Consider the following 24,454-nt stretch of genomic DNA (forward strand, 5'->3'; position numbering starts at 1 on the left):
GACCGCCGTAAAAGTTGCGTAATGAAACGAGACTTCAAAAAAAGTTCGTGCTTAATAGAAAGGGTCAGGTTCTTCAGCGAGAGCGAACTTTATGTCAGCGGTACAAGGTCATTGGCGAGAAGTATCCGGGCAAAGTTTGCCGGCGACAATCACTTCTTCAACTAATATTGCCCGGCTGGATAAAACCTCAAGCCAGGTAATCATTATTGTCGAACGCAAGGAAGACTGGGCCTCGTACTTTCCCAGCGACGACATCCTCACGGCCCAGGAGTACCTCGAACACAGCCGCGAAAACGCGCCCGGCAAGCGCGTCCAGGTGATCAACCTGTGCCGCAGCTACAAGTACCTGGGGCATGGCTACTATTGCTCGCTACTGGCTGAAGCCCGTGGCCACCGGGTGATTCCCTCGGTACGCACCATCAGCGAACTGACCCGCAAGGCGCTTTACGGGTTGGCCCTGGACGATCTCGACAAGAGCCTGGAAAAGGCCCTGAGCAATCATCTTTACCGCGATACCGAAGGCTTTACCCTGACCCTCTACTTCGGTCGGACTCATATAGAGCCCTTGCAGGAATTGGCTCGGCAATTGTTTGAACTTTTCCCTTGTCCGATCCTGTTAGTTGATTTCAAGCGAACTAACAGTTGGCATATCGAAGGTGTCAAGTCTGGGGCGTTGCATAAGTTGCGCGAAGATCAGGAAGATCAGTTCGCCAACTCCCTGGACAGTTTCAGTCGCAAGGTCTGGCGGGTCCCGCGCTCCCGGCAAGTGGCCCGTTATGACTTGGCCATTCTCCATGATCCCCAGGAGCTGCTGCCGCCTTCCAACCCTCGGGCGCTGGAAAGTTTCATTCGCGTGGGCAAGGGCCTGGGCATCGATGTGGAACTGATCGAGAAGAAGGACTACTCGCGCCTGGCCGAATATGACGCGCTGCTGATCCGCGAGACCACCAGCGTCGACAACCACACCTACCGTTTTGCCAAGAAGGCCGAGAGCGAAGGGCTGGTGGTGATGGACGACCCGGCGTCGATCCTGCGCTGCACCAACAAGGTCTACCTCAGCGACCTGCTCAAGGGCCATCAACTGGGCATGCCCGCCACCGAGATCCTCTACAAGGAGCGACCGCAGGATTTCGAACGGGTCGGCGAGCGCCTGGGTTTTCCCCTGGTGTTGAAGATCCCCGACGGCTGTTTTTCCCGCGGAGTGATCAAGGTCGAGAGCCAGCAGGCCTTGATGGAAGCCACCGCCGAGCTGTTCGAGCACTCGGTACTGCTGCTGGCCCAGGAGTTCTTCTACACCGAGTACGACTGGCGTATCGGCGTGCTCAACCGCAAGCCGATCTTTGCCTGCCAGTACTTCATGTCCAAGGGCCATTGGCAGATCTACAACCACAAGGCCAAGGGCCAGGACATCAACGGCGAGTGCCGCACCCTGGCGATCCACGAAGCGCCCCGGGCGGTGGTGGACCTGGCGGTGAAGACCGCCAACCTGATCGGCGACGGCCTCTACGGCGTCGATCTCAAGCAGTCCGGCGACAAAGTGGTGGTGATCGAGGTCAACGACAACCCCAACCTCGACGCCGGCATCGAGGATGCCTACCTGCAGGACGATCTCTATGCCCTGGTGCTGGAGGAGTTTGTCCGCCGCCTGGAGCTCAAGCGGCGCGGCCAGGCCTGGTAGGGGCCTTCATTGCGGTTGCAGGGTCAGCACCTCGAAGCCGTCCCGGGTCACCGCTACCGTATGTTCCCACTGGGCCGAGAGGCCGTTGTCGCGGGTGACCACGGTCCAGCCATCCTTGAGCCCGCGAACCCGCGCGCTGCCCTGGTTGAGCATCGGCTCGATGGTGAAGACCATGCCCTCGCGCAACTCCAGGCCGGTACCGGGACGACCGAAATGGAGAATTTGCGGCTCTTCGTGCATCTGCCGGCCGATGCCATGGCCGCAGTATTCACGGACCACGCTGTAGCCCTTGGCTTCGGCATGGGCCTGGATGGCATGGCCGATATCGCCCAGCCGGGCGCCGGGGCGCACCACCTTGATCGCCGCCCACATGGCCTCGAAGGTGGTGTCCACCAGGCGCCGGGCCTTGGGCCCGACAGTGCCGATCAGGTACATCTTGCTGGAGTCGGCGATGTAGCCGTTCTTCTCCAGGGTGATGTCGATGTTGATGATGTCACCGTCCTTGAGCACGGCCTTGGGGTGGGGCATGCCGTGGCACACCACCTCGTTGATCGAGGTGTTGATGCAGTAGGGGTAGTTGTACTGGCCCTTGCTGGCCGGGCGCGCCTTGAGTTCATGGCGGATCAGGTGTTCCACCGCGGCGTCCAGCTCCAGGGTGGACAGGCCGGGGGCGACAAAACCGTCGAGATAGGTGAACACCTGGGCCAGCAGCCGGCCGGCTTCGCGCATCAGCGCCAGTTGTTCCGGGGTCTTGATCAGGGCCTGGGTCATGCGCGGCCTCTGAGCAGGTCGGGTTTGTTCAACAGCAGCTTGTTGATCAGGTCGTTGTAGGCCAGGTGAGGGTTGAGTTCGGCCAGCAGGCCGATCTTCATCCAGAACTCGGCCTGGGCGTTGATCGAGCGGTCCATGGCGGCGCTGGCCACGCGGATCTGCTCGTGCAGTTCATCGGAGATCTTGACGATGCCCATGGGGCCCTCCCTTGAGGAAATATATGAATCATATATGTTTCGTATATTTTGCTTCAAGCCACGGGGCTCAATGGCAGACGTCGCCGTTCAAGGGGGCCGGGAGAAAAGCGTTGACCGGACCCTGCCGGCGCGGGTAATTTCCAGCCCATGACTTTCCCTGCATATCGTTCCCAGCCAAGCATTATTACCGCCATTCCTTATTGGCGGGCTTGCTGACGACTGCACCCAACCCGCCCTGGAGGCGGGTTTTTTCTCTCTGTCTCCCGGGCTTCGTACACAGCCAGGAGATCCATCATGAGTCGCCCCAGCCGCAGCGCCACCCTCCAGCCCAGTGCCGACATGGCGTTGCTGGAACGCTATGTGAAGATGATTCTTGCGGCGCCGGTCTACGATCTGGCGATCCGTACACCGTTGCAGGCGGCGCCGGCGCTGTCCGAGCGGCTGGGCAATCAGATCCTGCTCAAGCGCGAAGACCTGCAACCGACCTTTTCCTTCAAGATCCGTGGCGCCTACAACCGCCTGGCGCACCTCACCCCGGAGCAGAAGCTGCGCGGGGTGGTCACCGCATCCGCCGGCAATCATGCCCAGGGCGTGGCGCTGGCGGCGCGGGAACTGGGGATCAAGGCAAGCATCGTGATGCCCGCCAGCACCCCGGAACTCAAGGTGCTGGGGGTGCGCAGCCGCGGCGCCGAGGCGATCCTGCACGGCCAGAGCTTTCCCTTCGCCCTGGAGCACGCCCTGGACCTGGCCCAACGCACCGGCAGCACCTTTGTTTCACCCTTTGATGATCCCCATGTGATTGCCGGGCAAGGCACCGTGGCCATGGAGATCCTGCGCCAGCAGCAGGGCGAACTGGACGCGATCTTCGTTCCGGTCGGCGGTGGCGGGCTGATCGCCGGGATCGCCGCCTATGTCAAATACCTGCGGCCGCAGATCCGCATCGTTGGTGTCGAGTCCGAACATTCCAACTGTCTGCAACAGGCCCTGGCGGCAGGGCAGCGGGTGGTGCTGCCTGAAGTGGGAACCTTTGCCGACGGCGTTGCGGTGGCGCAGATCGGTGAGCATGGTTTCCAGATCTGCCGGCATCACGTGGACCAAGTGATCAGCGTCAGCAACGACCAACTGTGTGCGGCGATCAAGGACATCTACGACGATACCCGCTCCATCACCGAGCCCTCGGGCGCCCTGGCGGTGGCGGGCATCAAGCAATACGTGGCGCAAAGCGGCGTCCGCGGCCAGACCCTGGTGGCGATCGACTCGGGGGCCAACATCAACTTTGACAGCCTGCGCCACGTCGCCGAACGCGCCGCCCTGAGCAACGCCGCCTTGTAGGAACAGACCTGCCAACGAAGGCGTCCTGCACAGCGATGCAAACCTTTCGGGCCTCTTCGCCGGCAAGCCGGCTCCTACGGGGGCGTGCACGGTGTACCTGCCTACTGTAGGAGCTGGCTTGCCGGCGAAGGCGCCCTGCGCGGCGATGCAAACCTTTCGGCCTCTTCGCCGGCAAGCCGGCTCCTACGGGGGGCCTGCGCGGTGTACCTGCCAGCTGTAGGAGCTGGCTTGCCAGCGAAGGCGCCCTGCGCGGCGATGCAAATCTTTCGGGCCTCTTCGCCGGCAAGCCGGTTCCTACGACAGCAGCGGGCGCATGAAGCTGCGTTCGTAGCTGAGGATGAAGCGCTTTTGCACCACCGACGCCACCAGGGCCACGCTTTCCGGGTCACTGAGGGCGCTCTGGCGGTAGGCTTCGTAGTCCGCCAGGGAAGGAAAGCTGAAGAGGCAGTAGGCGATGTTGCTGGCACCTTCGCAGGGCAGGAAATAGCCGTGGTGGGTGCCGCCCAGCCGCCTCACCACCGCGATCCAGGCCTTGGAGTAGGCTTCGAACTCGGCCAGTTGGTAGGGGTCGATCACGTATTTGACATGGCAGGTAATCAAGGGCGGTACTCCGGCTGGGGGGATGGCTTATTCCTGGCGGGCGTTTTCGATCTTGTCCGCAGCGCTCCACAGGCGGTAGCGCACTTCCACGTCCTTGGGCGCGTAGATCACGATCGGCAGCTTGCTGTTGTAGCGCAAGACGAAGCCGTCACCGATCACCGGGACGAAATCCTCGCGGGTCTTGCCGTCGGGGCAGGCCATGCGGGTGCTTATCGGGCCGCTGACCTGCTCCAGGCGGTAGTAGGGATAACCCCAGCCTTCGAGGTTCTTTTCTAGCAGCTTGCCGCCCAGGCGCTGCAGGTTGCAGTCCACGGTGAGGGTCTTGCCGGCGAGGATCTCGACCTTGTAGCGGTCTTCGTGCTGTTGCTTGGGCAGGTGGATGACCTGGCGGGTGAAGCCTTCTTCGGCCTTGGGGTAGGGCGCGGTGTCTTCGAGCTTGGCGGCAAAGGCTTGGGCGCAAAGAACCGAAATCAGGGTGACGCTGGCAAGGGGGAGCAGACGCATGAAGCCTCCTGGCTGATTGAAGGCGCGATACACCCGTTTGAGTGGGCGCCTTGGGGAAAGTCCGGCCCGGGCATTCTGACCGGCGCCCGAGTCGCAATGCAAACGCCCTGGGTGGCAGGGCATTTTGCAAGGCCAACGGTCTGCTTTCTTGCACTTTGCACGGCTGCCCGTGCGCCGCGTCGCCGTTTCGCGGGGCCCCGTGGCGCTGCCGGCCAGGCACGTTTCCTGCTGCCTTATCCGTCAGGCCCGCGATTGAGCAAAACCTTGAAACAATACCCGTTACACGCAAATGGAGGGATAGGCCGGCAACCGGTATGGGCTGCCAGCCAATCAAGCGTAAAACCCCGGTGCTCAGAGCGAAATCGAATTTAGCAGCCCCGGGAAAGCGGCATAGTCTGTAGCTTGGCTCCGTCTGCAAGGATCAGGACCGGGCCCGGATCATTACCGAACACGGACGTCACTGTTGTCAGGTTGTTTGCCTATTGATTGGCCGTCTCGAATAAAGGAGAGAGTCGCCATGTTTCTATCTGCCCTTGAACTGCGAAATATCATTGAAAGCAGCTTTCTGCCCAAGCGCTGTCAATGCACCCTAAGCCCCGACCTGTCGATGACCGTGAAGGTCTTCGGCGACCATCAAACCGACCGGGTCGACCTGGTGGTTACTGGCATCGATGCCTCGCAGCTCAACGGCTGCCGGGAAATCAACGAGCTGATTGCCGAATTGCGCTACGACCTGGCGCACAACCCTCGCCAGGTGGCCCCTCTGCGGCGTGCATTCTAGGCGCCTTCGGGAGTAGGGAATTCAACAGGGGGGCCGCCAGGCCGCCGCGAAACCCGGCTTGCCGATCGGCACCGGGCGTGATGAGGGGCCGCAGCGGGGCCCCGTGTGAGCGTGTTGCACAGCCTCAATTATCGGTGGTGCACGCATCCGACATTTTTCTGTAGGTGATTTCCTCGGGCTTGCCCTGGTTGTCGATGAACTTCATGTCGGCGGTGATCACTTTGCACTCCTGGGTCGCAGGTTCGGTCATGGAGATCACTTTGCTCACATGCAGTGGCATTCCATAGTGGTAGGGCACGGCGGTGGTGCTGTCTGCCTGGGCCAGGCCGCTGAGGGCACTCAACAGCAGGGCGGTGGCAGTCAAACCGATACGCAGGTTCATGGCAATTCTCCGATGCAGGCTACGTCAGTTCCGCGCCAATCAGGCGTTAGAACTTGCCGCGCAGCGCTTCAGATTGTTCCGAGCTTGCGCGGTCAGTGACACTTTTAGCCTGGCGGATTAATTGCCGATTAAATTGCATAGGGAGCTAATGTTTTTTACAGCTCGCTGTAGGCAATGCGTTGATACCCGGGCAATGCCTGTTGCAGCAGTTGCTCCAGAGACTGCTGGGCCGGCAGGTAATCGTCACCGAAATCACCCTCGGCCAGCTGGGTCGGGTGGGCCACCACTTCAATCACGCCGGGCGGGCGAAAACCTTCCAGCAGGTCCCTGGGGGTGCACACGCTCTGGGCCCCGGCCCCGCACAACCAGCGGATACGCAGGTTGAGCGCGCTCTTGAACAACCGCTTGAGGGGCCCGATGTTGCCCCCCACATTGCGCGCCAGGCGCACCGGCACCCCTTGCTGCGCGGCGAAGCGAGCGACGATGGCTGCCACCGGCCACAGGTTGTGCACGTGCTGGTGGGAGTCGATATGGCTGGGCCGCACGCCCTGATCGACACAGCGCTGCCACTGGGCCTGCAACTCCTCGCGCACCGCCTCGGCCGCCGCCGCCGGCAGGCGCAGGGCCGAGCGCCGCAGGTTCAGGTCGAACTGCCCCTGAGGGTCACAGAACAACGGCTGGTGGCGCATCGCCGGGCTCAGTGGCGCGCCGTAGGTGAGGTTGAAATGCAGGCCGATGCGCCCCAGCAAACCGTGCTGCTGGGTCAGTTCACAGGCGTCGTTGAACGCCGGCATGTTGGCCATGAGGGTCGCCGAGCTGATCACCCCGCGCTTGAAGGCGCGCAGGGTCAGTTGGTTGTAGTCCAGGTCGAGACCGAAGTCGTCGGCATTGACGATGACCCGATGGGCCCGGGCGGCAGTCAGGGGGCGATTCATGGGCGGGATCCTTGTACGGTGTTGGCCTGGCGCCGTTCGCGCCAGGCTTTCAGGCGCGGCTTAAGCCACTGCCAGATGCGTTCGGCGGTACCGGCCAGCAGCGCTCGTGGGCGCCAGGAATAGAAGCTCCAGCGCTGGTGTTCCACCAGGCCGCTCATGCGTTCATGCAACTGATGGCTGGAGCGGCTGAGGCTCACCCGCGAGGCGTCGACCCAGTGCCAGCCTTCGTCCAGCCCCCAGCGGATCCACTCATCCAGCAGCAGCCGGCCGCTGCCCAGGTTCTTGTATTGCGCCAGGAAGGCGATGTTGTAGTCGTACAGGCGGCCGCGCTCCAGCAGGCCGAGGCGATAGCTGATGCAACGGCCCTGGTGTTCGAGCATCACCACCCGCACACAACCTTCGGCGGCCAGGCCGCGCAGGGCGCTGGCCATCCATTGCCAGCGCAGCTCCCCGGAGAAGATGCCCAGCCCGTCGGCGCCTTTCCAGCTGGCCTGTTCCACCTCGCGGAGCATTTCCAGCACCCCGTCCATGCCGTCGGCCTGGGGCGCCATGCGGATCACCCGAGCGTCGATTTCCGCGCAGCGTTTCTTCGCCCGGCGCAGCTCGTAGCGCAAGGTGCCGGTGGCTTCCTCGCGGTCGCTGTCGACAATCAGGTGTTCCGGCGCCCGGCAGCTCAGGCCCTGTTCGCTGTACCAGCTGGCCCGGCGCCAGGGGGCCAGCAGGCCCTCGGCATCCACCAGTTCATGAAGTTGCAGCAGGTCATGGGGCAGTTGCCGGCGGATCTGCTCCAGCACCTCGGGCATGGCGCCTTGGGCCGGGTCCGCGACCAGCAGCGCCAGGCGATCGCTCAGCGGATGCCCCAGGTGGCGTACCACTTGCAGGCGCAGGCCGGCTCGGGTTTCGCGGCCCAGGGTCAGCGGCAGGCAGAGCACCAGGCGCTGGCCGTGCCAACCCAGGAGGATCTGCAAGCGCCGCTGATCCAGGGCCCGTTCCGCCCCCTGCAGCCAGCTCAAGCGATTGAACGGCGTGGCCTGCGGTACTTGCTGGCGCAGTTGCTCATAGGCCGCCACGGGAAAGTCCTGGGTGCAGAGGCTGGCGCACCATTGCCAACGCAGGCTCACGAACGTTCCTTGTCGATAGGGCCGGAACCGCTGGGCTGCTGTGCCAGGCGCCCGCGGCGCAGGTGGTGCAGGCGTGTCTGGTGGTAGGGCCGGCGGCGGTGGAAGTGCAGGCAGCGCAACAGGCAGTAGACATGCAGGGATTCGCCCACTTCCTGGAACCCCAGGCGCATGTGCATCTTCAGCGCCGGCTCGTTGCGCACGTTGACCAGGGCCCGGGTGGCCTTGAAGCCGCGCTCGCGGTATTCGTCCCAAAGCAGCTTCTGCGCCAGGATCACCACCCCCGAGCCGCGATACGGTACCGCGCACTCTCCGGCGAACTGATACAGGCAGCCCGGGGGGATGCGCATCCAGCAGCGGTACAACTGGTCGTCGTAGTAATCGCGCTCGCTGATCCACACCATCATCATCACGTTGCCGTCTTCATCCAGGTGCGCGCTGCCGCGGCTGCCTTTGTCCAGCAGGCCGCGAATGGCCGGCAGTTGCGCCTTGAAGTACTTGTCGAAGGCCGGCAGCAGCTCGCGGGTGATGGGCACCTGGGGCCAGCGGCCGGGGTTGATGGGGCAGGGCACCGGTAAGGCCAGGGAGCGTTCCAGGGTCAGCAGTTCCCAGTGGTAATAGAAGAAGCGTTCACGCAGCACCCGCAGGCTGCCACGCAGGCCCTTGCGGCGGATTCTGGCCAACAGGCCGGTCAAGCGACTCATAGGGTTTTCCAGGTCAAGGCAAACAGGGTTTCACCGGGCACCTGCAACTGGGCCCGGCCATTGCTGCACTGCACGGCGGCGGAGCGGCTGCGCCCGTCGGCGCCGAGCAGTTCCAGGCTCGGGCCGGCCTGGCAGATCTGCTCGGCGCCATCCAGGTCGATGGTTTGTGCGCGTGGGGTCTTGGTTACGCCCAGCAGGCTGTGGCGGGGGCCATCGCGCAGTGCCAGGGCATCCACCTCGAAGCCCGGGTTGTCCAGCGCCTGGACCTGCCCCAGCCAGTGCCGCTGGATGAATTGCTGGGCCACGGCCACCGGCTTCAGGCTGAAGCGCTGGGCGTCGTGCTGGGCCAGCATGCCCTTGGGGTACTCGGGCTCATCAGCGGCCTGGAACCAGTTGAGCATGTCCAGCAGGCCGTCCTGGGAGGCATTGGCCACCACCGACATCCACCACAGGGCGGCGTAGTGAGTGTCCTGCTGATAGGGGCTCAGGTCCGGGCCGCTGGAGATATTGGTCTGGCTCAGCAACAGCGCCTTGCGCGGCCGGCCCAGGTCATCCAGGCCCACCAGGTCGGCGGCGGCGCGCACGCTGTCGCGGTAGCGGCGGGTGGCCAGCAGGTCGCGGACCATCCACTCGTGCCAGGCCAGGGCGTCGATATCGGCGCCGTGGGCCTGCAGCAACTGGCGCGCCCAGTCGATGCCGCGGCGCTGCCCGGCACCGATGCGGAACGGCCCGTCCAACAGCCGCGAACTGACCGGCATGGCAATGCGCACGCCTGCGGCCCGGGCCTCGGGGTTGGCCTTGGCGCGCTCCAGCATGCGCTCGAAGTAGCTGGCGAACACGGCGTAGCTGGGGTAGTTGAGGTTGGGTTCGTCGGCAAACGCCAGGTAGTGCAGGCCCTGGTTGCCCAGGCGCACGCTGTCCGCCAGCCAGGCGTCGAGGCCGGCGAAGCTCTGGCTGTCGGCTGCCAGCACCGCGCGGCGCCCGGTGCCCGCCAGCAGGGTAATGTCGCGGTCGATCTTGAACGTTTCGCGGTACAGCCGGCGAAAGCCCAGCTCGCGCAGGGGTTCCTGCTGGATCACATCGACGAAGCTGTAGAAGTTGGCCGCCCGCGGCCCCAGGGCCCGCAGCAATTCAAAAGTCGACTGCGGCGGCTGGGCATAGGGCAGGGCGATCCCCAGGTGCGGGCTGGGGCCGCGCATCTGCGGCTTGAGGCTCAGCTCGACCCGGCCCGGTGTCCATTGCAGCGGGTGCAACTGGCGCAGGTCCTGGGCGAACAGGTTGGCGGTGCCGTCGAGCCAGAACGCCACCTTGCCCGAGCCGCCCAGGGACAGGCGCCAGACCTCGTCCTGCTGGGCCACCGGCAGTTGGATCTGGTCGAACTGACCGTACTGCGGGTGCTCCACCAGCTTCAGGCGCAGCAACTGGTGGTCACTCAGGCGCGTGGCCTGGAGCACGCTGACCCCACCGTAATACTTGCCCGAAAGTACCGCCTGCTCTCCGGCGGCCACGCGAAAATACAGCTCCACGCCACTGGGCACGTCGGCGCTGAAATGCACCTTGGCCGGTTCGAACTGGGCCAGGGTGGCGCTGTCGTGGCTGATCTTGAAGTTGCGAAAGCTGTAGCCCGGCACCTGCAGTCGGTAGTCGCCCTGGGCCGCGGGCAGTTGGACTTCCCGCTGGCCGTAGGGTTGGTCGGCGCGGATCTCCAGCTGTTGCAGCAACTGGCCGTCCGGGCGCAGCAGGTATAGCTGCTCCTGGTTGGCGTCGCTCTGCCAGGCCGGGCTCCAGCGCAGGTGCAGGGTGTCGCCGGCCTCGGCTTGCAGGTACAGGCTGCCGTCGCGGATATCGCCCCATTGCAGGGGCGCGGCGTTCAAGGCAGTGGCCGCCGAGATCAGCATCAGGGCGAGCAGGGAACAGGGTTTCATTGAAGCCTTTCCTTAGGGCGCAATAACTGGCGCACGTAGACGATGTCTGCAGGTAACAGGATCAGGGTGCGGTACCAGGCCACACCGCTGAGGTGGCAATACAGACCGAGCATGGCCAGGCTCACCGCGAGGTAGGCGATGGACGAGGCCAGGCCGGCGCCGACGATGCCCAGCGACGGGATCAGCAGCGCATTGAGCGCCAGGTTCAGCAGGGCGCCACCGGCCAGCAGCAGCGACAGCGTACCGGGGCGCTGCTTGCCCAAGAGGTCCAGGCGCAGAATGCTCGCGTAGCACAGGCCGAATAGCCCGGGCAGCAAGGCCAGCAGGGCACTGTAGGCCGGGGCGTAGGCGGCGCCGAACAGGGTGACAATCAGCCACTGGCCGATCAGCGCCATGCACAGGCAGGCACCGAGCATCACCGTGGCGGTCAGGCGCAGGGCCAGGGCGGTGAGTTGCTCGATGCCCGAACCCTGTTGCAGCAGGCGCTTCATCAGTGGCGTGGTCACTGCCTCGGGAATGATCAGCAGCAGCTCGGCGGCGGCGCTGGCCATGGCGTACCAGCCCAGGGCCGCGGGGTCTAGCAGGGCACCGATGAACAGGTAGTCCGAACGCAGCATCAATTGTTGCGACAGCACCCCGGGGTGGCTCTGGGCGCTGTAGCGCAACAGCTTGCCCTGTTCCCCGGCCTGCCAGCGCAGGCCCAGGTCGTGGAAGCGCCGTAGCCAGCACCAGCCAACCACCACCACCAGCAAGGTGCCCCCCAGCCAGCTGACCAGGGCCGCCGACAGCGGCTGGTCGCGCCAGATCCACCACAGGCCAACGAACAGCAACAGCGGCACCAGGGATTCCAGCAGGCGCAGGGCATTGAAGGCTTCGACCCGGCCATCGGCGTTGTGCAGGGTCAGCAGGCCGCTCTTGAGCACGGTGATGGGCACCGCCAGCAACAACAGCCAGGCCAGGTCCCCCAGTTGCAGGCTCAGTTCCCACTGGCTGCCCAGGGTGTTCATCAGTGCCAGCCCGGCCAGGGTCAGCAGGCTGGCCAGCAGGCAGCCGTACACCAGCACCTGGGTCAGTAGCAGGCCCATGGGCCGCTGGCGCGCGGCTTCATAGCCGACTGCGGTGTTCAGCCCGCCGCTGGTCAGGGCGGCAATCAGGTCAGGCAGGGTGCTGAGCAGGGCGAACAGGCCGCGGTCCGCCGGGCCCAGCAAGCGGGCCAGTAGCACGTTGCGCAGCAGCCGCAGGCCGATCATCGCCAGCCGCGTGCCCATGCTCAGGGCCAGGTGCCAGAGGTAGCCGCCGCGCTTCAAGCCCGGGCTCCCTGCAGCAGGCGCCAGGCCAGCAAGCCGGGGCGGGCGGCGCTGGCATGGCTGACGTCGATGCGTGGCAAGGCCAGGAGCGGGTTGCCACTGACTTCGATCAGCCCGGGGCGGGTGCCCAGGGCGTAGCGATAACCCAGCCCGGCGACGGCGGCGCGCACCTGGGCATTGTGGTCGCCATTGGGGTAGCAATAGACCCCCAGCGGCGCCTGGCAATGGTTCTGCAACGCCTGATGGGAGCGTTGCAGATCCGCTTTCAGCGCGGCCTCGTCAAGGCCGGTGAGAATGGCATGGCTGGCGCCGTGGGGCCCAAAGCGCACCAGCGCCGAACGCTCCAGGCGCCGCACCTGGGACCAGTCCAGGCTGTGGGGGCCGTGTTCGTTGGGGCAACTGTCGGCCAGGGCCTGGAGGGTGGGCCCGGGCAGGGTCTTCAAGCGTTGCAGGTAGCGCCCCAGGAGCCGGCTGCGGGCGTCGCTGTCACCCGGCTGCAGCAGCTCGGCCGCAGGTGCCAGTTGCAGCGCCTGCAACTGTTCCAGCAGCGGCCGGGCCGCGGCGCTGGTGGGCCGCAGCCAGAGGGTTTCGCCGATGCACTCCCACCAGAAGCCCTGGGCGCTGCCGATGAAGTCGGTGGAGAGGAAGATGCTCGCCGGCACCTCGTAGCGCTCCAGCAGCGGGTAGGCCACCTCGGCGTTGTCGCGCCAGCCGTCATCGAAGGTCAGGGCCAGGCGCGGCCGGTCACCGCCAGGGTATTGCAACAGGTGATTGAGCGGCACGCAGTCGAAATGCCGCCGCAGCCAGCGCAGCAGGTGTTCGAACTGGCGCTGGCCGACGCACAGTGGCGCCCGGTGTGGCCGGCGGGCGGCATGCTCGTCGGCCAGCACTCGGTGCAGCATCAGCACCACCCCGGCTTCGCTGAGGCGGGCGCGGCCGACGCTGTGCAAGTAGGCGCTGCCCAGCAGGCGCTTGAGGTTGTGTTTGAGGTTCATGTCAGCGGTTCTGTTGTGGGTTCCACAGGGCATAGCGCTGCCCGCGGAGAAATTGCCAGAGGCCCATGCTCATGCCGGCCATTGTCACCAGCACGAAACCGGCCAGGCGAAACACCTTGGGCAGGCGCCCGCGGCGGTCCAGCAGGCCCATGATCCCGGCGCCATAACCCAGCACCTGGGCCAGCAGGGCCAGGCTGTAGAAGGCGCCGGCATTCCATAGCAGCAGGCTGCTGACCAGCAGTGGCAGCAACAGCACCGGGGCCAGGCGGCGGATCAGCTTGTGGCTGATCAGGGCGATGGCGTAGGCGCCGTGGCGCAGTGGGTTCATCAGCTCGCGGCGCTGGGCCAGGCTCTGCAGGCCGCCGACGGTGACCCGCAGGCGCCGCCGGTACTGCTTGCCGGCTTCGTCCACGCCCTGGTCCAGCACCTGGGCCTCCTCGACATAGACGATCCGCTTGCCGGCCACCGGGGCGCAGGTGCTGATGAAGAAGTCATCGTTGACCTCGGCCGGAATCCGCTGGAACAGCTCGCGGCGCAGGGCCAGCAGCGCGCCGTCGGCGGAGACCATGCAGCCGGTGCGGTTTTCCGCCTGGCGCAACCAGGCCTCGTAGTGCCGGTACAGGCTGTCTCCCAGGCTCAGGTTGTGCCCGGGGTCGGGGATGATCATGTGCCCGCCGCAGGCCCCCACCTGCGGGTCGGACAAGGGCGCCAGCAGCTTGCCCAGGGTGTCGTGGGACCACTGGTTGTCGGCGTCGGTGAACACCAGGATATCGTTGCGCGCCAGTTCCACCGCGGCGTTCAGCGCCCCGGCCTTGCCCACCCGAGGCAGGTCCAGGACCACGACCCGTGAGTCGCGCACGCCCAGGGCCGTGGCCACGGTGTCGTCGCTGGAACCGTCGCTGGCGAGGATGACCTGCAGGTCGGTGGCCGGGTAGTCCTGCTGCAACAGGGTGCGCAGCTTGTGCTCGATGTGCGGGCCTTCGTTGTGCGCGGCGATGATCACGCTGACCGACAGCGGCGCGCCTTCCTGCACCGGCCGTGGCCTGACGAACAGGCTGAGCAGGGCCAGCAGCAGGGGGTAGCCGACCCAGGCATAGAAAGGCAGTAGCAGGCACAGCCAGAAAAGTGTTTTAGCCACGGTCAGGTCTCTCGGCAGAACGGTTGAACAGGGCCTGCACCAGGGCCAGGGCGCCCAGGTGCAGGCGCACCCAGTGCAGCAGCCAGAGTTGCAGGACGAACAGCGGGTCGCGTTGGCGCAGGCCCTGGCGCACGGCCAGGGCCAGGGGCGCCAGCGCCCCCAGCAGCAGGCACAGGCCCGCGGCGCCGGGCACGCCCGCGATCAGGCACAGCAGCGCCACGAGGCTGAGCAGGGCGCAGGCCAGGCACAACAGGGGAAAACGCAACAGGCGCAGGCTGAGGCCGCCGCCCTTGAGCAATTGCACGTGGCTGCCCTGGCGCCAGCGTTCCTTGCCGGCCCATTCGGCCCAGCTGGCCTCGTAGCCCCAATGCAGCACCTGGGGCTGGGGCAGGCTCAACTGGCGGGCGCCGGCAGCGTGCAGGCGCAGGCCGAAATCCTTGTCCTCGCCGGTGCGCAACTGCTCGTTGAAGCCGTCGACCCGCTCGAACCAGGCTCGCTGCAGGCACAGGTTGGGGGTGGGCATCCACCGCAGTAGCCGGGGTTGCGGGTCGCCGGCCAGGCTGCGGCGCTGCCAGGCCCGGGCGAACCAGGGGGCACTGGCGGGCGCCGCGCAGTCCAGGGCGAAGACCTCGGCACGCTGCTCGGCCTGGGCCTGCTGCCAGAGCTGCAGCCAATTGCCGGGCACTTCGATGTCGGCGTCGAGGAACGCCAGGCTATCGCCGGTGGCCACCGCCGCACCGCGGTTGCGCAGGGCGCCGATGCCGATGCCCGGGCATAGCAGCACCCGCGCGCCCAGCTCCCGAGCCCGTTGCGGCCCCTGATCGGTGGAGCCGTTGTCCACCACTATCAGTTCGCAGTCCAGGTTCGCCGCCCGGGCGGCGCGCAGCACGCTGTCCAGGGTGCGGGTGATGTGACGCGCCTCGTTGTACATGGGCACGATCACGCTGATCCTTTGCATCTTTGCCTCCCTTGGCCAGATTGCGTTGTTGTCGTGGGCGCCGGGTGAGGGCGCGGTGTTGCTGTTCTGTCGGCGCTGCTCCTGGGGCCGGAAGGCCCTTCGGGCCTCGTCGCAGCCTGCGGCAGCGGCTAAACGCGGTGTTGTCAGGCCGGGGCCGGGCGCGGCACGGGAGCGTCTTCGGCCTGCCGGCGCAGGACACTGGACAGGGCCAGGAAGATCCACAGGTACTTGTGGTTCGGCGCGCTGAGAAACAGCAGGAACACCGCCATGGCCAACAGGCTCAGGCCCAGGTGGGTGGCGATGTCGGCCTGTTCGCGCTGGCCCCGGGCAAGAAAGCCCTGGCGCGCCCGTTCGAAGTTGCGCAGGCCCATCAGCATCAGCGCTACGAAGCTCAGGCCGCCGGGAATGCCCAGTTCACTGAACAGCTCCAGGTAGGTGTTGTGGGCCCGGCGGAACAGGTCCGGCTCGTTCATGTTTTCCGAGAAGCTGCTGGCAAAGCCGGTCTGTGCGTAGTGGATCGGGAAGGTCCCCAGGCCCGAGCCCAGCAACGGGTTCTGGCGGATCATCTGGCCGCCCACCACCAGGTAGGAGGTGCGCCGGCCCAGGGAGGTGTCCGCCGAGTGCGCGCCGGACTTGAGCAGGCTCAGGGACTGGATCCGCGCCACGTATTCCGCCGGCAGCACGGCAATGCCCAGGGGAATGACGATGGCCACGGCGAACATGGCAAATCCCAGGTGCTTGGGCCGCACGCCCTTGAGCCGGTCGCGGTAGTGCCAGACGCCGATGGCAATGGTGAACAGCACCACCAGCAGGCCCGAGCGCGAGTCGGTCTTGGTCATCCCGGCCATCAGGGTCAGGCTTATGCCGACCCAGAACAGCCGCACCGGCCAATGGGGCGAACGCAGGGCGAGGAAGATCGCCGGCGGCACCGCCATGGCGATCAGCAGGGCGAAGTAGTTGGCGTCCTGCAACAGGCCGATGGCCCGGCCGCCCACCTGGTACTTGGCCGATACCAGGGCGATCACGCAGGTGATGGCCACGCTCACCGCCAGCAGGCGGCAGAGCATCAGCAGGTTGACTTCCCGGGCAATCAGCAGGGTGACGAAGAACAGCACCAGGCCCACTGCCAGCTCCCGCAGGCTGTCCAGGGACACCAGCAGGTTCTCGCTGTACAGCATGCTCAGCAGCAGGCACAGCAGGAAGGGGCCCAGGGCCCGCCACAGGTTGCTGCGCAGGCGAGTGTCGGGGATCTGCCGCAGCAACAGCTTGAACAGCATGATCAGGATCAGCGAGGCGCCCAGCAGCTTGGCCCCGGAGAACGCGCTGTCCTTGAACAGGCCTTCGAAGGGCACCAGGGCGCAGATCCCCAGCAGGCCCCAGCCCGGGCGCCGGTACAGCAGCGCCAGGCCGAACAGCCCGACCACCACCAGCGGCGCAAGAAATGGCCAGGGGCTGGCCAGCAGCAACAGCGCGGCCAGGCCCAGCAGCAAACCCAGGAACGGAGCGGCGATCATACTCGGGAGCTCTCTCTGGCAACGCGGTACAGCTCATCCCAGCGGCGAGCCAGGGTGGGCAGGTGATAGTGCTTGCGCTGGGTGACCTGGGCGGCCTTGGCCAGCTCCCCGGCCAGTACCGGGTCGTCCAGCAACTGGCCGATGCAACGGCCCAGCCCGGCGCTGTCCAGGGGCTTGGCCAGCAGGCCGTTGTGCCGGTGCTGCAGCACATCGGGAATCCCGCCCACGGCAAAGGCCACCACCGGGGTGCCGGCCTGCATGGCTTCGAGCAGGATCATCGGCGTGCCTTCGGTGCGTGAACTCAGTACCAGCACATTCAAGCGCTTGAGCCAGGGCTGCATGTCGTTCTGATAGCCCGGCAGCAGGATGCGCGTAGTCAGACCGGCTTCGTTGATGCGCTGGCGCAAGGCCTGGTTCTGCTCACCGTCGCCCAGCAGCACGGCCTTGAGCGCAGGGCGCTGCTGGCACAGGCCGATCAGCGCATCGAGGAACAGGTCCGGGCCTTTTTCCGCGCTCAGGCGCCCGACGAAGCCCACCAAGGGTTCCATCTCGTTGCGGTGTACTTCGGGCTCGCGCAGCGGCGGCCCGTCCAGGCTCGCCGGCAGCTCCAGGGCCGGTTCCGGCAGGCCGTTGGGGATCACCCGCAGCTTGCTTTCATCGACCCCCGCCTCCAGGTGCAACAGGGCAATGCTCTGGGCCACGCAGGCCACCCGGCGCACCCGGCGGCTGCGACACAGGCGCAGGCTGAGCCAGGTATAGAACTTCTGTTTCAGGCTGCGCGGAGTAAAGCCGTGCTGGGTCATGACCAGGGGCAGGCGCAGGCGCCGCGCACAGACCCAGGCAAACACCTGGGCCTTGAAGTTGTGGGCGTTGAGCAGCCCCGGTTGTTGGCGCAGGTGCGCCAGCAGTTCCTGCAGGCAATGGCAGTTGTGGCTCGCCACGCCGGCCTCGGCGAAACGCTGCAGCAGCGCGTCGGGGGCATTGATGAATACCACCCGATGCTGCCCCGGCGTGCCCAGGCAATGATCCAGCAACATGCGCTCGGCACCGTAGAAACCGCCGCTGTGGATCAGGTGCACGATAGGCTGCGCGGCCATGCTCAGGTCGCTCACTGTTTGGCCCAATGCCAGGCCCAGCGCCAGGTCCAGCGCGGGTACGGGTTGACCTGGGGCTGCTCGACCGCATTGAGCACCAGCAGCACCGGCAGGCCGAGGTGATCACTGACCTGGGCCGGGTGCTTGAAGCGATGGTCGAAGAACTCGTAGACATAGCCCAGGGCAATGGCCAGCAGCAGGCCGGTGAGCAGGCCCAGGGGAATGATCAGCATCGGCTTGGGGAACGCCGCTTCGCTGGGTTCGTAAGGCTGGCTCAGGACCCGCGCATTGGACAGCTCGCCACTGATCAGGCGCTCGCCACGGCTCTCTTCGTAGCGCTGGGTGTAGGTGAAGAAGGCTTTGTGCAAGGCATCGATTTCAGTGTCCAGCTGGCGCAGTTTGCTCAGGACCTCTTGCAGGTCGCGCACCCGCGCCTTGTAGTCGTTGATCCGCGCGGTCTTCTGGGCGATTACCGACTGGGTGATCTGCAAGTCGCTGCTGCGCTCGCGCACACGGTTTTCCACCACCTTGAGGAACTGCGCCCGGGCCCGCACGATCTGCTCTCGCTGCTGCTGCATGGGCACGCTGTCGGCGCGGTAGGTGTCGGCGGTGGTGCCGTACTGGCTCACCAGGTTGGTCAGCTGTTCGCCCAGTTGCTTGATCTCGCGGTCTTCGTAGGCAACGTTGTCCACGGTGTTGGCGAAGGCGAAGGGGAAGGTGTAGTCGGTGAGGCCGGCCTTGCGCGCGGCAGCCAGGTTCTTCTGCAGATAATCCAGGCGGCGCTGGTTCTCCAGGGCCTGGTCGCGGTAGCCGTTGAGCGATTGCTCTTCGGTGTTGATGGCGTTCAGGCGGAAGGTGATCTCTTCCTTGGGGTCGGAGGCATGGGCCGCTTCCAGCAGGGCCTGGCGCTTGCCTTCCAGGTCATCCAGGCGCGACTGGTACTGGGCCTTCTTCTGTTCGTAGAAGGCTTCGGGCAGTTCGTTGGATTGCAGGTCCTGGCGGTTCTTCAGGTAGTTGGCCAGCAGGCGCTCGACAAAGCGCGTGCCTTCGGCGGCGTTGGGGCTGGCGTAGACGATGGAGATCACGTTGGAGCCGGGCAGGGTGCCGATCTTCAGGTCCTTGACCGCCTGGTCGGTGAAGGCATCCAGGCTGGTGTCGCGCACCGGGTCCACGGCCAGGCCGAAGAAATCGCGCAGCGGGTTGATCACATGGTTGCGCAGGGGGTCGATCAGGCCATTGCGGATCGGCTTGATGATCAGCCGGGTCAACAGGCCCTCGTTGCCGCCAAACTGGCCTTCGCGGCGCAACTGGTCGATGGTGTCGCGGATCAGCGTGGGTGAACGCAGGATATTGCTCTCGGTCTCCATGTCCGCCAGCGACGGCGGGATGAACTTGTCGGAGTCCGGGGCGAGCACGGTGTTGGCGTCGGTCTGCGAGAGTTTCTTGGACTGCACGATGACTTCGGCAGTGATCTCGAAGCTCTGCTTGAGCACCAGGGGCAGCAGCAGGGCGATCACCGCGAAACCCAGGAACACCCGTTTGATCAGGCGCCGATTGACAAAGAACACGAGCAGGAACTCGTGCAGGTAGTTTTCGATCTTGGTCATCAAGAGGGAACTCAGTTGTTGTTCGTTTCTTTGTTGTCGACGCGGTAGCCGAAGCTGAACCCGACACCCTGGAACATGATCACGTCCGCCAGCTGCTTGCTCAGGGCGCCGGCCTTGGCCAGGCGGGTCTTGGGCACGTAGAGCATGTCGTCGGGCTGCAGGTAGGCGAATTGCAGGGCCTTGCCGTCCAGCGCCGCGTCGGCGTCGTAGACCCGGGCTTCGACCTGGTTGCCCTTGCGCCGCATGATCACCACCGAATCCAGGCGTGCAGTGGGGCCGGCGCCCTTGGCCAGGGTCAGGGCCTCAAGCACCGAAATCGGCCGGCGGATCGGGTAGGCCCCGGGCTGGCCGACTTCGCCCATGACGAACACTTCGTTGGCGGCGGTGGTCTTGAGCAGCACATCGACGCTCACCGAGCCCACTTCCTTGGCATAGCGCTGGTTGATCAGGGTCTGCAGCTCGCTGAGGCTCTTGCCCTGCAACGACAGGCTGCCCAGCAGCGGGAAGCTGGCGCGGCCGTCGGAGCCCACGACGATCTCGCGGCTAAGCCCGGTGGCCGGGTTGGTCAGGCTGGTACGCAGGTTGTCCAGCTGGGCCATGGCGTGGGAGATCGAAAAGTTGATCTGCGGCTTCTTCAGCACCTTGGCGTACTGGGTTTCCAGGGCCTGGCGCGCTTGTTCGGCGGTGAGCCCGGCAACCTGGATGTTGCCCACGTAGGGCATGTCGATACTGCCGTCGGGCAGCACCAGCTTGCTGCCGCCCAGTTCCGGAGCGGTGAGGAAGGTCACATCCACCTGGTCGCCAGGCTGCACGAGGTAGCGCTGCTGGCTGGTGGTGCCGATATGGAAGATCACATCCAGCACGTCCTGGGGCCGCAGTACCTGCTCGATGGGCACCACCTCGGTGAGCTGGGCCTGGTCGGCCGGGGCGCTGAGGATCTGCACCGGCATCTGCTGCGGCTCGCGATTGACGCAGCCGCCCAGGGCCAGCAGCAGTGACAGGCTCAGCAGGGAAAGTCTTGGCTTGTTCATGGTTACACGGTCCTTGTGCCGGTCAGAGACGGTCATAAACCCACTTGGGCATGTAGTACTTGCGGGCGTTGAACACGCTGCCGATCAACTTGGCCTCGGCCTGGATCAAGCGCTGCGCCGCGGCCTGGGCCACTTCCCAGCGGGTTTCCTCGCTGCGCACCACCAGCACCACGCCGTCCACCTGGGTGGCCAGGGTGAGGATGTCGCCGCTGCTGTAGACCGGGTCGCCGTCGATGATCACGAAGCGATAGTCCGCGGCCAGGACCTGCAACAGTTCCTGCAGCAGTTCCGGGGTCAGGCGCTCGGCGTATTGCTGGCGGCGACCCAGGGGCAGGAAGTCGAAGCCCAGTTCTTCGCTGCTTTGGATGCACTGCGCCAGCAGCGGCGGGGTATCGGCCAGGGCCAGATCGAGAAAGCCCTGGCGTTCGCCCAGGTCCAGGCGCCGGGTCAGGCTGTTGTCCGAAAGGCTGGTGTCCACCAGCAGTACCCGGCCACGGCTGGTACGCGCCAGCTCGCTGGCCATGCTCAGGCTGCTGCTGGTGATACCGCTGTTGCGGTTGGCCGCGGTCAGCAGGATGACCCGCAGCTCCTGGTCGAGTACGGTCACCGCCAGGTTGCTTTCGCTGGGGTTCTGGATCTTCAGACTGGCAAAGGTTGCTGCCGCCATTTCAACTTGCTCCATGGCCATTGAGGACCTTGAAAGGGGTTTTGATCAGGATCTTCAGGTCGAGCCAGGGGCTCTGCTGGAAGATGTAGGTCATGTCGAGGGTCACGCGGCCGTCGAAATCCACGTCGCTGCGCCCGGACACCTGCCACAGGCCGGTGATCCCCGGGTAGATGCTCAGGCGGCCAAGGTGGTGTTCCTTGTAGGTCTGGGCATGGAACGAGGTGGGGCGCGGGCCGACGATGCGCATCTGGCCGAGCACCACGTTGATCAGGTTGGGCAGTTCGTCGAGGCTGGTACGGCGCAGGAAGCCGCCGATTCCGGTGATCCGCGGGTCGCGGTCGATCTTGAAATCCACCGAGTCGGCGCCGTGCTTGTTCAGGTGGCGCACCGAATCCTTCAGGGCCTCGGCGTTGACCACCATGGTGCGGAATTTGTACATGCCGAAGCGCCGGCCGCGAAAACCGGTGCGCAACTGCACGAAGAACACCGGGCCGGGGCTGGTGAGCTTGATCAGCAGGGCCACGGCCAGCAGCACCGGCGACAGCAGCACCAGCAGCACCGCGGCCAAAAGCGCCGAGGTCAGGCGCTTGCTGCGCGACAGGGTCCAGGGCCGCCCGCCGTCGCGGCCGGTGATCCAGCCGTGCTGTTGCAGGTCGATGGCGGCCTGGACCTTGCGTCGGAACGGATCGTTGCGCCGGTCGATGTGCAGCGGGGCGGGCACCTCGGTTGCGGGCGATGAGAGAGATCTATCCATATCCACCGGGAATACTTCCATTGCAGGGGTTGGGTAAAAACGTTCGGCTGTCGCGGCTCAGGACGCCGCGCCCGGGTAGTAGCTCAGGTACCACTGGACGAACTCGCGCAGACCTTCCTCCAGGGGCACCTGGGGGCCGAAACCGGTGAGGTTTTCCAGGGCGCTGACATCCGCGCAGGTGTTGAGCACATCGCCGGGCTGCAGCGGCAGGTATTGCACCTGGGCCTTGTGGCCGAGGAGCTTTTCCAGGGTCGCCACGTAGTCCTTGAGCTCCACCGGGCGCTGGCCGCCGATGTTGAACAGGCGCCAGGGCGCCATGCTGGTGGACGGGTCCGGCTGTTCCCGGTCCCACAGCGGATCGCGCACCGGCGGCTTGCCCAGCAGGCGCACCAGGGATTCGACAATGTCGTCGATATAGGTGAAGTCGCGCTGGTGCATGCCGTAGTTGAACAGCTTCAGCGGCCGGCCCTGGCTGATGGCGTCGGCGAACAGGATCGGCGACATGTCGGGCCGGCCCCAGGGGCCGTACACCGTGAAGAAGCGCAGGCCGGTGGCGGGCACGCCGAACAGGTGGCTGTAGCTGTGGGCCATCAGTTCGTTGGCTTTCTTGCTGGCCGCATACAGCGACAGCGGGTGGTCGACGTTGTCACTGACCTTGTACGGGGTCTGCTGGTTGGCCCCGTACACCGAACTGGACGAGGCGTAGATCAGGTGCTGCACCGGGTAGCGCCGGCACATCTCCAGCAGGTTGAGGAAACCGCTGAGGTTGCTGTCCAGGTAGGCCTTGGGGTTTTCCAGGGAATAGCGCACCCCGGCCTGGGCGGCGAGGTTGATCACCACCTGGGGCCGCACTTCGGCGAACAGACGCTCCAGGCCCTCGCTGTCGGCCAGGTCCAGGCGCTGCAGGGGAAAGTGCCCTACCTGGCGTTCCACCCAGCGCACTCGGTCGCGCTTGAGCTGGGGGTCGTAGTAGTCGTTGAAATTATCCAGCCCGGTGACCTGGTGCCCATCCTTGAGCAAACGCAGTGCGGTATGGGCGCCGATGAATCCGGCGGCCCCGGTGATCAGGATATTCATGCGCGCAGCGCCTCCGGTACACGGTAGGGCAGGCCGATGCTCAGGTAATGCAAGCCGGCATCCGCTGCCTGTTGCGGGTTGTAGAGGTTACGGCCGTCGACCACCAGGCGTTCCCTGAGGGTCTCGCGCAGCAGTGTGAAGTCCACCACGCGAAAGGCCTTCCATTCGGTGCAGATCACCAGCGCGTCGGCGCCTTGCAGGGTGTCGTCGCGGGTGGCGCACAGCTGCAGGTCATCGCGGTAGCCGTACAGGCGCCGGCATTCGGTCATGGCTTCCGGGTCGTAGGCCTGGACCTTGGCCCCGGCCTCCCACAGTGCCTGCATCAGGTAGCGGCTGGTGGCTTCGCGCATGTCGTCGGTGTTGGGCTTGAAGGCCAGGCCCCAGAGCGCGATGACCTTGCCCTGCAGGTTGTCCCCCAGGTGCGCCTTGAGCTTGCGAAACAGCACATGGCGCTGCTGCTCATTGACGTCGCGCACGGTCTTGAGCATGTGCGGCTCCAGCCCGTGGCTTTCTGCGGTGTGGATCAGCGCCCGCAGGTCCTTGGGAAAGCACGAGCCGCCGAAGCCGGCGCCGGGGTAGATGAAGTGGTAGCCGATGCGCGGGTCGGCACCGATGCCCTTGCGCACCGCATTGATGTCCACCCCCAGGCGTTCCGCCAGGTTGGCCATCTCGTTCATGAAGCTGATGCGGGTGGCGAGCATCGCGTTGGCCGCGTACTTGACCAGCTCGGCGCTGCGGTTGTCCATGAACATCAGGCGGTCATGGTTGTGGTTGAAGGGCGCGTAGAGCTCGCTCAACTGCTGGCGGGGCAGGTCGTCGGCGCAACCGACGATGATCCGGTCCGGGCGCATGCAGTCGGCTACGGCCGAGCCCTCCTTGAGGAACTCCGGGTTGGAGACCACGTGCACCCGCAGTTCGGATTTGCCCAGGTCCGCCAATTGTTCGGCAACCGTCTCGATCACCAGATCGGCGGTGCCCACCGGCACCGTGGATTTGATCACCAGGGTCTTGTCGCTGAACATCAGGCAGGCAATGTTGCGCGCCACCGCCAGGACATGGTCGAGGTCGGCGGAGCCGTCTTCGTTGGAGGGGGTGCCGACCGCGATGAAAATCACCTTGCCGTGGCCCACTGCATCGCTGGCCTGGGTGGTGAAGTGCAGTCGGCCGGCCTTTTGATTCTCTTCGATCAGGGTCGCCAGACCCGGCTCGTGAATCGGCGGAATAGAACGTTGCAGCTGGGCGATCTTGTGGCTGTCGATATCGACACAGACCACGTTATGCCCGACATCGGCCAGGGCAACGGCTTGCACCAGGCCAACATAGCCAGTACCAAAAACGCTGACTTCCAAGGGAACGACCTCGTCCATGATGAGTGTAGGGGTGAG

Annotated in this window: 24 protein-coding genes; 3 read left to right on the plus strand and 21 right to left on the minus strand. The window is 65.4% G+C overall.

What is annotated here, in order from left to right; translation table 11 throughout:
- Nucleotides 1–91 precede the first annotated feature (91 nt).
- Nucleotides 92–1,678 (plus strand): RimK family protein, encoded by a 1,587-nt coding sequence (locus KCG88_RS04810; RefSeq protein WP_047286661.1) that lies wholly within the window; start codon nucleotides 92–94, stop codon nucleotides 1,676–1,678.
- A gap of 6 nt (nucleotides 1,679–1,684) precedes the next feature.
- Here KCG88_RS04810 and map read toward each other — a convergent pair whose 3' ends face one another.
- A complete protein-coding gene (gene map / locus KCG88_RS04815; protein ID WP_011061387.1) occupies nucleotides 1,685–2,449 on the minus strand; it encodes a type I methionyl aminopeptidase in 765 nt (254 codons plus the stop codon).
- Nucleotides 2,446–2,646, minus strand: a complete 201-nt coding sequence (locus KCG88_RS04820; protein ID WP_011061386.1) for a ParD-like family protein — start codon at nucleotides 2,644–2,646, stop codon at nucleotides 2,446–2,448. Before KCG88_RS04820 ends, map begins: the two co-directional genes overlap by 4 nt.
- Before the next feature lie 294 nt (nucleotides 2,647–2,940).
- Between KCG88_RS04820 and ilvA the strand changes: the two genes are divergently transcribed.
- On the plus strand, nucleotides 2,941–3,978 hold the full coding sequence (gene ilvA, locus KCG88_RS04825; protein WP_080965438.1) for a threonine ammonia-lyase, biosynthetic: 1,038 nt from the start codon (nucleotides 2,941–2,943) through the stop codon (nucleotides 3,976–3,978).
- Between the two features lie 294 nt (nucleotides 3,979–4,272).
- Here the strand turns inward: ilvA and KCG88_RS04830 are convergent, their stop codons facing one another.
- Both KCG88_RS04830 and eco read right to left on the minus strand, forming a co-directional pair.
- Nucleotides 4,273–4,578 (minus strand): NIPSNAP family protein, encoded by a 306-nt coding sequence (locus KCG88_RS04830; protein WP_047286659.1) that lies wholly within the window; start codon nucleotides 4,576–4,578, stop codon nucleotides 4,273–4,275.
- A gap of 27 nt (nucleotides 4,579–4,605) precedes the next feature.
- Complete coding sequence (gene eco, locus KCG88_RS04835; RefSeq protein ID WP_210711867.1) at nucleotides 4,606–5,082, minus strand: serine protease inhibitor ecotin; 477 nt, start codon at nucleotides 5,080–5,082, stop codon at nucleotides 4,606–4,608.
- Nucleotides 5,083–5,599: 517 nt separating this feature from the next.
- On the opposite strand from eco, the gene KCG88_RS04840 reads away from it, so the two are divergent.
- Nucleotides 5,600–5,863 (plus strand): DUF1652 domain-containing protein, encoded by a 264-nt coding sequence (locus KCG88_RS04840; RefSeq protein ID WP_011061382.1) that lies wholly within the window; start codon nucleotides 5,600–5,602, stop codon nucleotides 5,861–5,863.
- 124 nt (nucleotides 5,864–5,987) lie between these two features.
- Here the strand turns inward: KCG88_RS04840 and KCG88_RS04845 are convergent, their stop codons facing one another.
- From KCG88_RS04845 to KCG88_RS04925, 17 genes are all read right to left on the minus strand, one after another.
- Entirely contained in the window at nucleotides 5,988–6,245 is a 258-nt protein-coding gene (locus KCG88_RS04845; protein ID WP_210711868.1) for a DUF2790 domain-containing protein, read from the minus strand.
- Nucleotides 6,246–6,400: 155 nt separating this feature from the next.
- A complete protein-coding gene (locus KCG88_RS04850) occupies nucleotides 6,401–7,180 on the minus strand; it encodes a ChbG/HpnK family deacetylase (protein WP_041118275.1) in 780 nt (259 codons plus the stop codon).
- Nucleotides 7,177–8,301 carry a GNAT family N-acetyltransferase gene (locus KCG88_RS31090; RefSeq protein WP_047286651.1) on the minus strand — a complete coding sequence of 375 codons (1,125 nt, stop codon included), beginning with the start codon at nucleotides 8,299–8,301 and terminating at the stop codon, nucleotides 7,177–7,179. Before KCG88_RS31090 ends, KCG88_RS04850 begins: the two co-directional genes overlap by 4 nt.
- Nucleotides 8,298–9,002: an N-acetyltransferase gene (locus KCG88_RS04860; RefSeq protein ID WP_210711869.1), complete on the minus strand. Its 705-nt coding sequence runs from the start codon at nucleotides 9,000–9,002 to the stop codon at nucleotides 8,298–8,300. Before KCG88_RS04860 ends, KCG88_RS31090 begins: the two co-directional genes overlap by 4 nt.
- Entirely contained in the window at nucleotides 8,999–10,927 is a 1,929-nt protein-coding gene (locus tag KCG88_RS04865; RefSeq protein ID WP_210711870.1) for a hypothetical protein, read from the minus strand. The genes KCG88_RS04860 and KCG88_RS04865 overlap by 4 nt, the downstream gene beginning before the upstream one ends.
- The gene (locus KCG88_RS04870; RefSeq protein WP_210711871.1) at nucleotides 10,924–12,234 is read right to left on the minus strand and encodes an oligosaccharide flippase family protein; all 1,311 of its coding nucleotides are present in this window, start codon (nucleotides 12,232–12,234) and stop codon (nucleotides 10,924–10,926) included. The genes KCG88_RS04865 and KCG88_RS04870 overlap by 4 nt, the downstream gene beginning before the upstream one ends.
- Nucleotides 12,231–13,229, minus strand: a complete 999-nt coding sequence (locus tag KCG88_RS04875; RefSeq protein ID WP_210711872.1) for a polysaccharide deacetylase family protein — start codon at nucleotides 13,227–13,229, stop codon at nucleotides 12,231–12,233. Before KCG88_RS04875 ends, KCG88_RS04870 begins: the two co-directional genes overlap by 4 nt.
- A 1-nt stretch (nucleotide 13,230) precedes the next feature.
- Entirely contained in the window at nucleotides 13,231–14,367 is a 1,137-nt protein-coding gene (locus KCG88_RS04880) for a glycosyltransferase (protein WP_047286639.1), read from the minus strand.
- Entirely contained in the window at nucleotides 14,360–15,325 is a 966-nt protein-coding gene (locus KCG88_RS04885; protein WP_047286638.1) for a glycosyltransferase family A protein, read from the minus strand. The genes KCG88_RS04880 and KCG88_RS04885 overlap by 8 nt, the downstream gene beginning before the upstream one ends.
- 143 nt (nucleotides 15,326–15,468) lie before the next feature.
- Nucleotides 15,469–16,839: an O-antigen ligase family protein gene (locus tag KCG88_RS04890; protein WP_210711873.1), complete on the minus strand. Its 1,371-nt coding sequence runs from the start codon at nucleotides 16,837–16,839 to the stop codon at nucleotides 15,469–15,471.
- A complete protein-coding gene (locus KCG88_RS04895; RefSeq protein ID WP_047336906.1) occupies nucleotides 16,836–17,936 on the minus strand; it encodes a glycosyltransferase family 4 protein in 1,101 nt (366 codons plus the stop codon). The genes KCG88_RS04890 and KCG88_RS04895 overlap by 4 nt, the downstream gene beginning before the upstream one ends.
- Before the next feature lie 11 nt (nucleotides 17,937–17,947).
- Nucleotides 17,948–19,540, minus strand: coding sequence for a lipopolysaccharide biosynthesis protein (locus KCG88_RS04900; protein ID WP_210711874.1), 1,593 nt, complete (start codon nucleotides 19,538–19,540; stop codon nucleotides 17,948–17,950).
- 11 nt (nucleotides 19,541–19,551) lie between these two features.
- Nucleotides 19,552–20,571 (minus strand): polysaccharide biosynthesis/export family protein, encoded by a 1,020-nt coding sequence (locus KCG88_RS04905; RefSeq protein ID WP_047336867.1) that lies wholly within the window; start codon nucleotides 20,569–20,571, stop codon nucleotides 19,552–19,554.
- Nucleotides 20,572–20,593: 22 nt separating this feature from the next.
- Nucleotides 20,594–21,238, minus strand: a complete 645-nt coding sequence (locus KCG88_RS04910; protein WP_047286629.1) for a CpsD/CapB family tyrosine-protein kinase — start codon at nucleotides 21,236–21,238, stop codon at nucleotides 20,594–20,596.
- 1 nt (nucleotide 21,239) lies between these two features.
- A complete protein-coding gene (locus KCG88_RS04915) occupies nucleotides 21,240–21,992 on the minus strand; it encodes a sugar transferase (protein WP_047286628.1) in 753 nt (250 codons plus the stop codon).
- Nucleotides 21,993–22,049: 57 nt separating this feature from the next.
- Nucleotides 22,050–23,069: an NAD-dependent epimerase gene (locus KCG88_RS04920; RefSeq protein ID WP_047286625.1), complete on the minus strand. Its 1,020-nt coding sequence runs from the start codon at nucleotides 23,067–23,069 to the stop codon at nucleotides 22,050–22,052.
- Nucleotides 23,066–24,418, minus strand: coding sequence for a UDP-glucose/GDP-mannose dehydrogenase family protein (locus tag KCG88_RS04925; protein WP_047286728.1), 1,353 nt, complete (start codon nucleotides 24,416–24,418; stop codon nucleotides 23,066–23,068). Before KCG88_RS04925 ends, KCG88_RS04920 begins: the two co-directional genes overlap by 4 nt.
- Nucleotides 24,419–24,454 lie beyond the last annotated feature (36 nt).

It is taken from the genome of Pseudomonas sp. MWU349 (assembly GCF_017947325.1).
Lineage (GTDB): Bacteria > Pseudomonadota > Gammaproteobacteria > Pseudomonadales > Pseudomonadaceae > Aquipseudomonas > Aquipseudomonas protegens.

What these genes read in the sequence shown, in the direction of transcription:
- KCG88_RS04845 (WP_210711868.1), bottom strand. Translation starts at nt 6,245, where the DNA reads ATGAACCTGCGTATCGGTTTGACTGCCACCGCCCTGCTGTTGAGTGCC.
- KCG88_RS04905 (WP_047336867.1), bottom strand. Translation starts at nt 20,571, where the DNA reads ATGAACAAGCCAAGACTTTCCCTGCTGAGCCTGTCACTGCTGCTGGCC.
- KCG88_RS04875 (WP_210711872.1), bottom strand. Translation starts at nt 13,229, where the DNA reads ATGAACCTCAAACACAACCTCAAGCGCCTGCTGGGCAGCGCCTACTTG.
- ilvA (WP_080965438.1), top strand. Translation starts at nt 2,941, where the DNA reads ATGAGTCGCCCCAGCCGCAGCGCCACCCTCCAGCCCAGTGCCGACATG.
- KCG88_RS04860 (WP_210711869.1), bottom strand. Translation starts at nt 9,002, where the DNA reads ATGAGTCGCTTGACCGGCCTGTTGGCCAGAATCCGCCGCAAGGGCCTG.
- KCG88_RS04920 (WP_047286625.1), bottom strand. Translation starts at nt 23,069, where the DNA reads ATGAATATCCTGATCACCGGGGCCGCCGGATTCATCGGCGCCCATACC.
- KCG88_RS04840 (WP_011061382.1), top strand. Translation starts at nt 5,600, where the DNA reads ATGTTTCTATCTGCCCTTGAACTGCGAAATATCATTGAAAGCAGCTTT.
- KCG88_RS04895 (WP_047336906.1), bottom strand. Translation starts at nt 17,936, where the DNA reads ATGGCCGCGCAGCCTATCGTGCACCTGATCCACAGCGGCGGTTTCTAC.
- KCG88_RS04820 (WP_011061386.1), bottom strand. Translation starts at nt 2,646, where the DNA reads ATGGGCATCGTCAAGATCTCCGATGAACTGCACGAGCAGATCCGCGTG.
- KCG88_RS04810 (WP_047286661.1), top strand. Translation starts at nt 92, where the DNA reads ATGTCAGCGGTACAAGGTCATTGGCGAGAAGTATCCGGGCAAAGTTTG.
- map (WP_011061387.1), bottom strand. Translation starts at nt 2,449, where the DNA reads ATGACCCAGGCCCTGATCAAGACCCCGGAACAACTGGCGCTGATGCGC.
- KCG88_RS04865 (WP_210711870.1), bottom strand. Translation starts at nt 10,927, where the DNA reads ATGAAACCCTGTTCCCTGCTCGCCCTGATGCTGATCTCGGCGGCCACT.
- KCG88_RS04850 (WP_041118275.1), bottom strand. Translation starts at nt 7,180, where the DNA reads ATGAATCGCCCCCTGACTGCCGCCCGGGCCCATCGGGTCATCGTCAAT.
- KCG88_RS04910 (WP_047286629.1), bottom strand. Translation starts at nt 21,238, where the DNA reads ATGGCGGCAGCAACCTTTGCCAGTCTGAAGATCCAGAACCCCAGCGAA.
- eco (WP_210711867.1), bottom strand. Translation starts at nt 5,082, where the DNA reads ATGCGTCTGCTCCCCCTTGCCAGCGTCACCCTGATTTCGGTTCTTTGC.
- KCG88_RS04885 (WP_047286638.1), bottom strand. Translation starts at nt 15,325, where the DNA reads ATGCAAAGGATCAGCGTGATCGTGCCCATGTACAACGAGGCGCGTCAC.
- KCG88_RS04900 (WP_210711874.1), bottom strand. Translation starts at nt 19,540, where the DNA reads ATGACCAAGATCGAAAACTACCTGCACGAGTTCCTGCTCGTGTTCTTT.
- KCG88_RS04890 (WP_210711873.1), bottom strand. Translation starts at nt 16,839, where the DNA reads ATGATCGCCGCTCCGTTCCTGGGTTTGCTGCTGGGCCTGGCCGCGCTG.
- KCG88_RS04915 (WP_047286628.1), bottom strand. Translation starts at nt 21,992, where the DNA reads ATGGATAGATCTCTCTCATCGCCCGCAACCGAGGTGCCCGCCCCGCTG.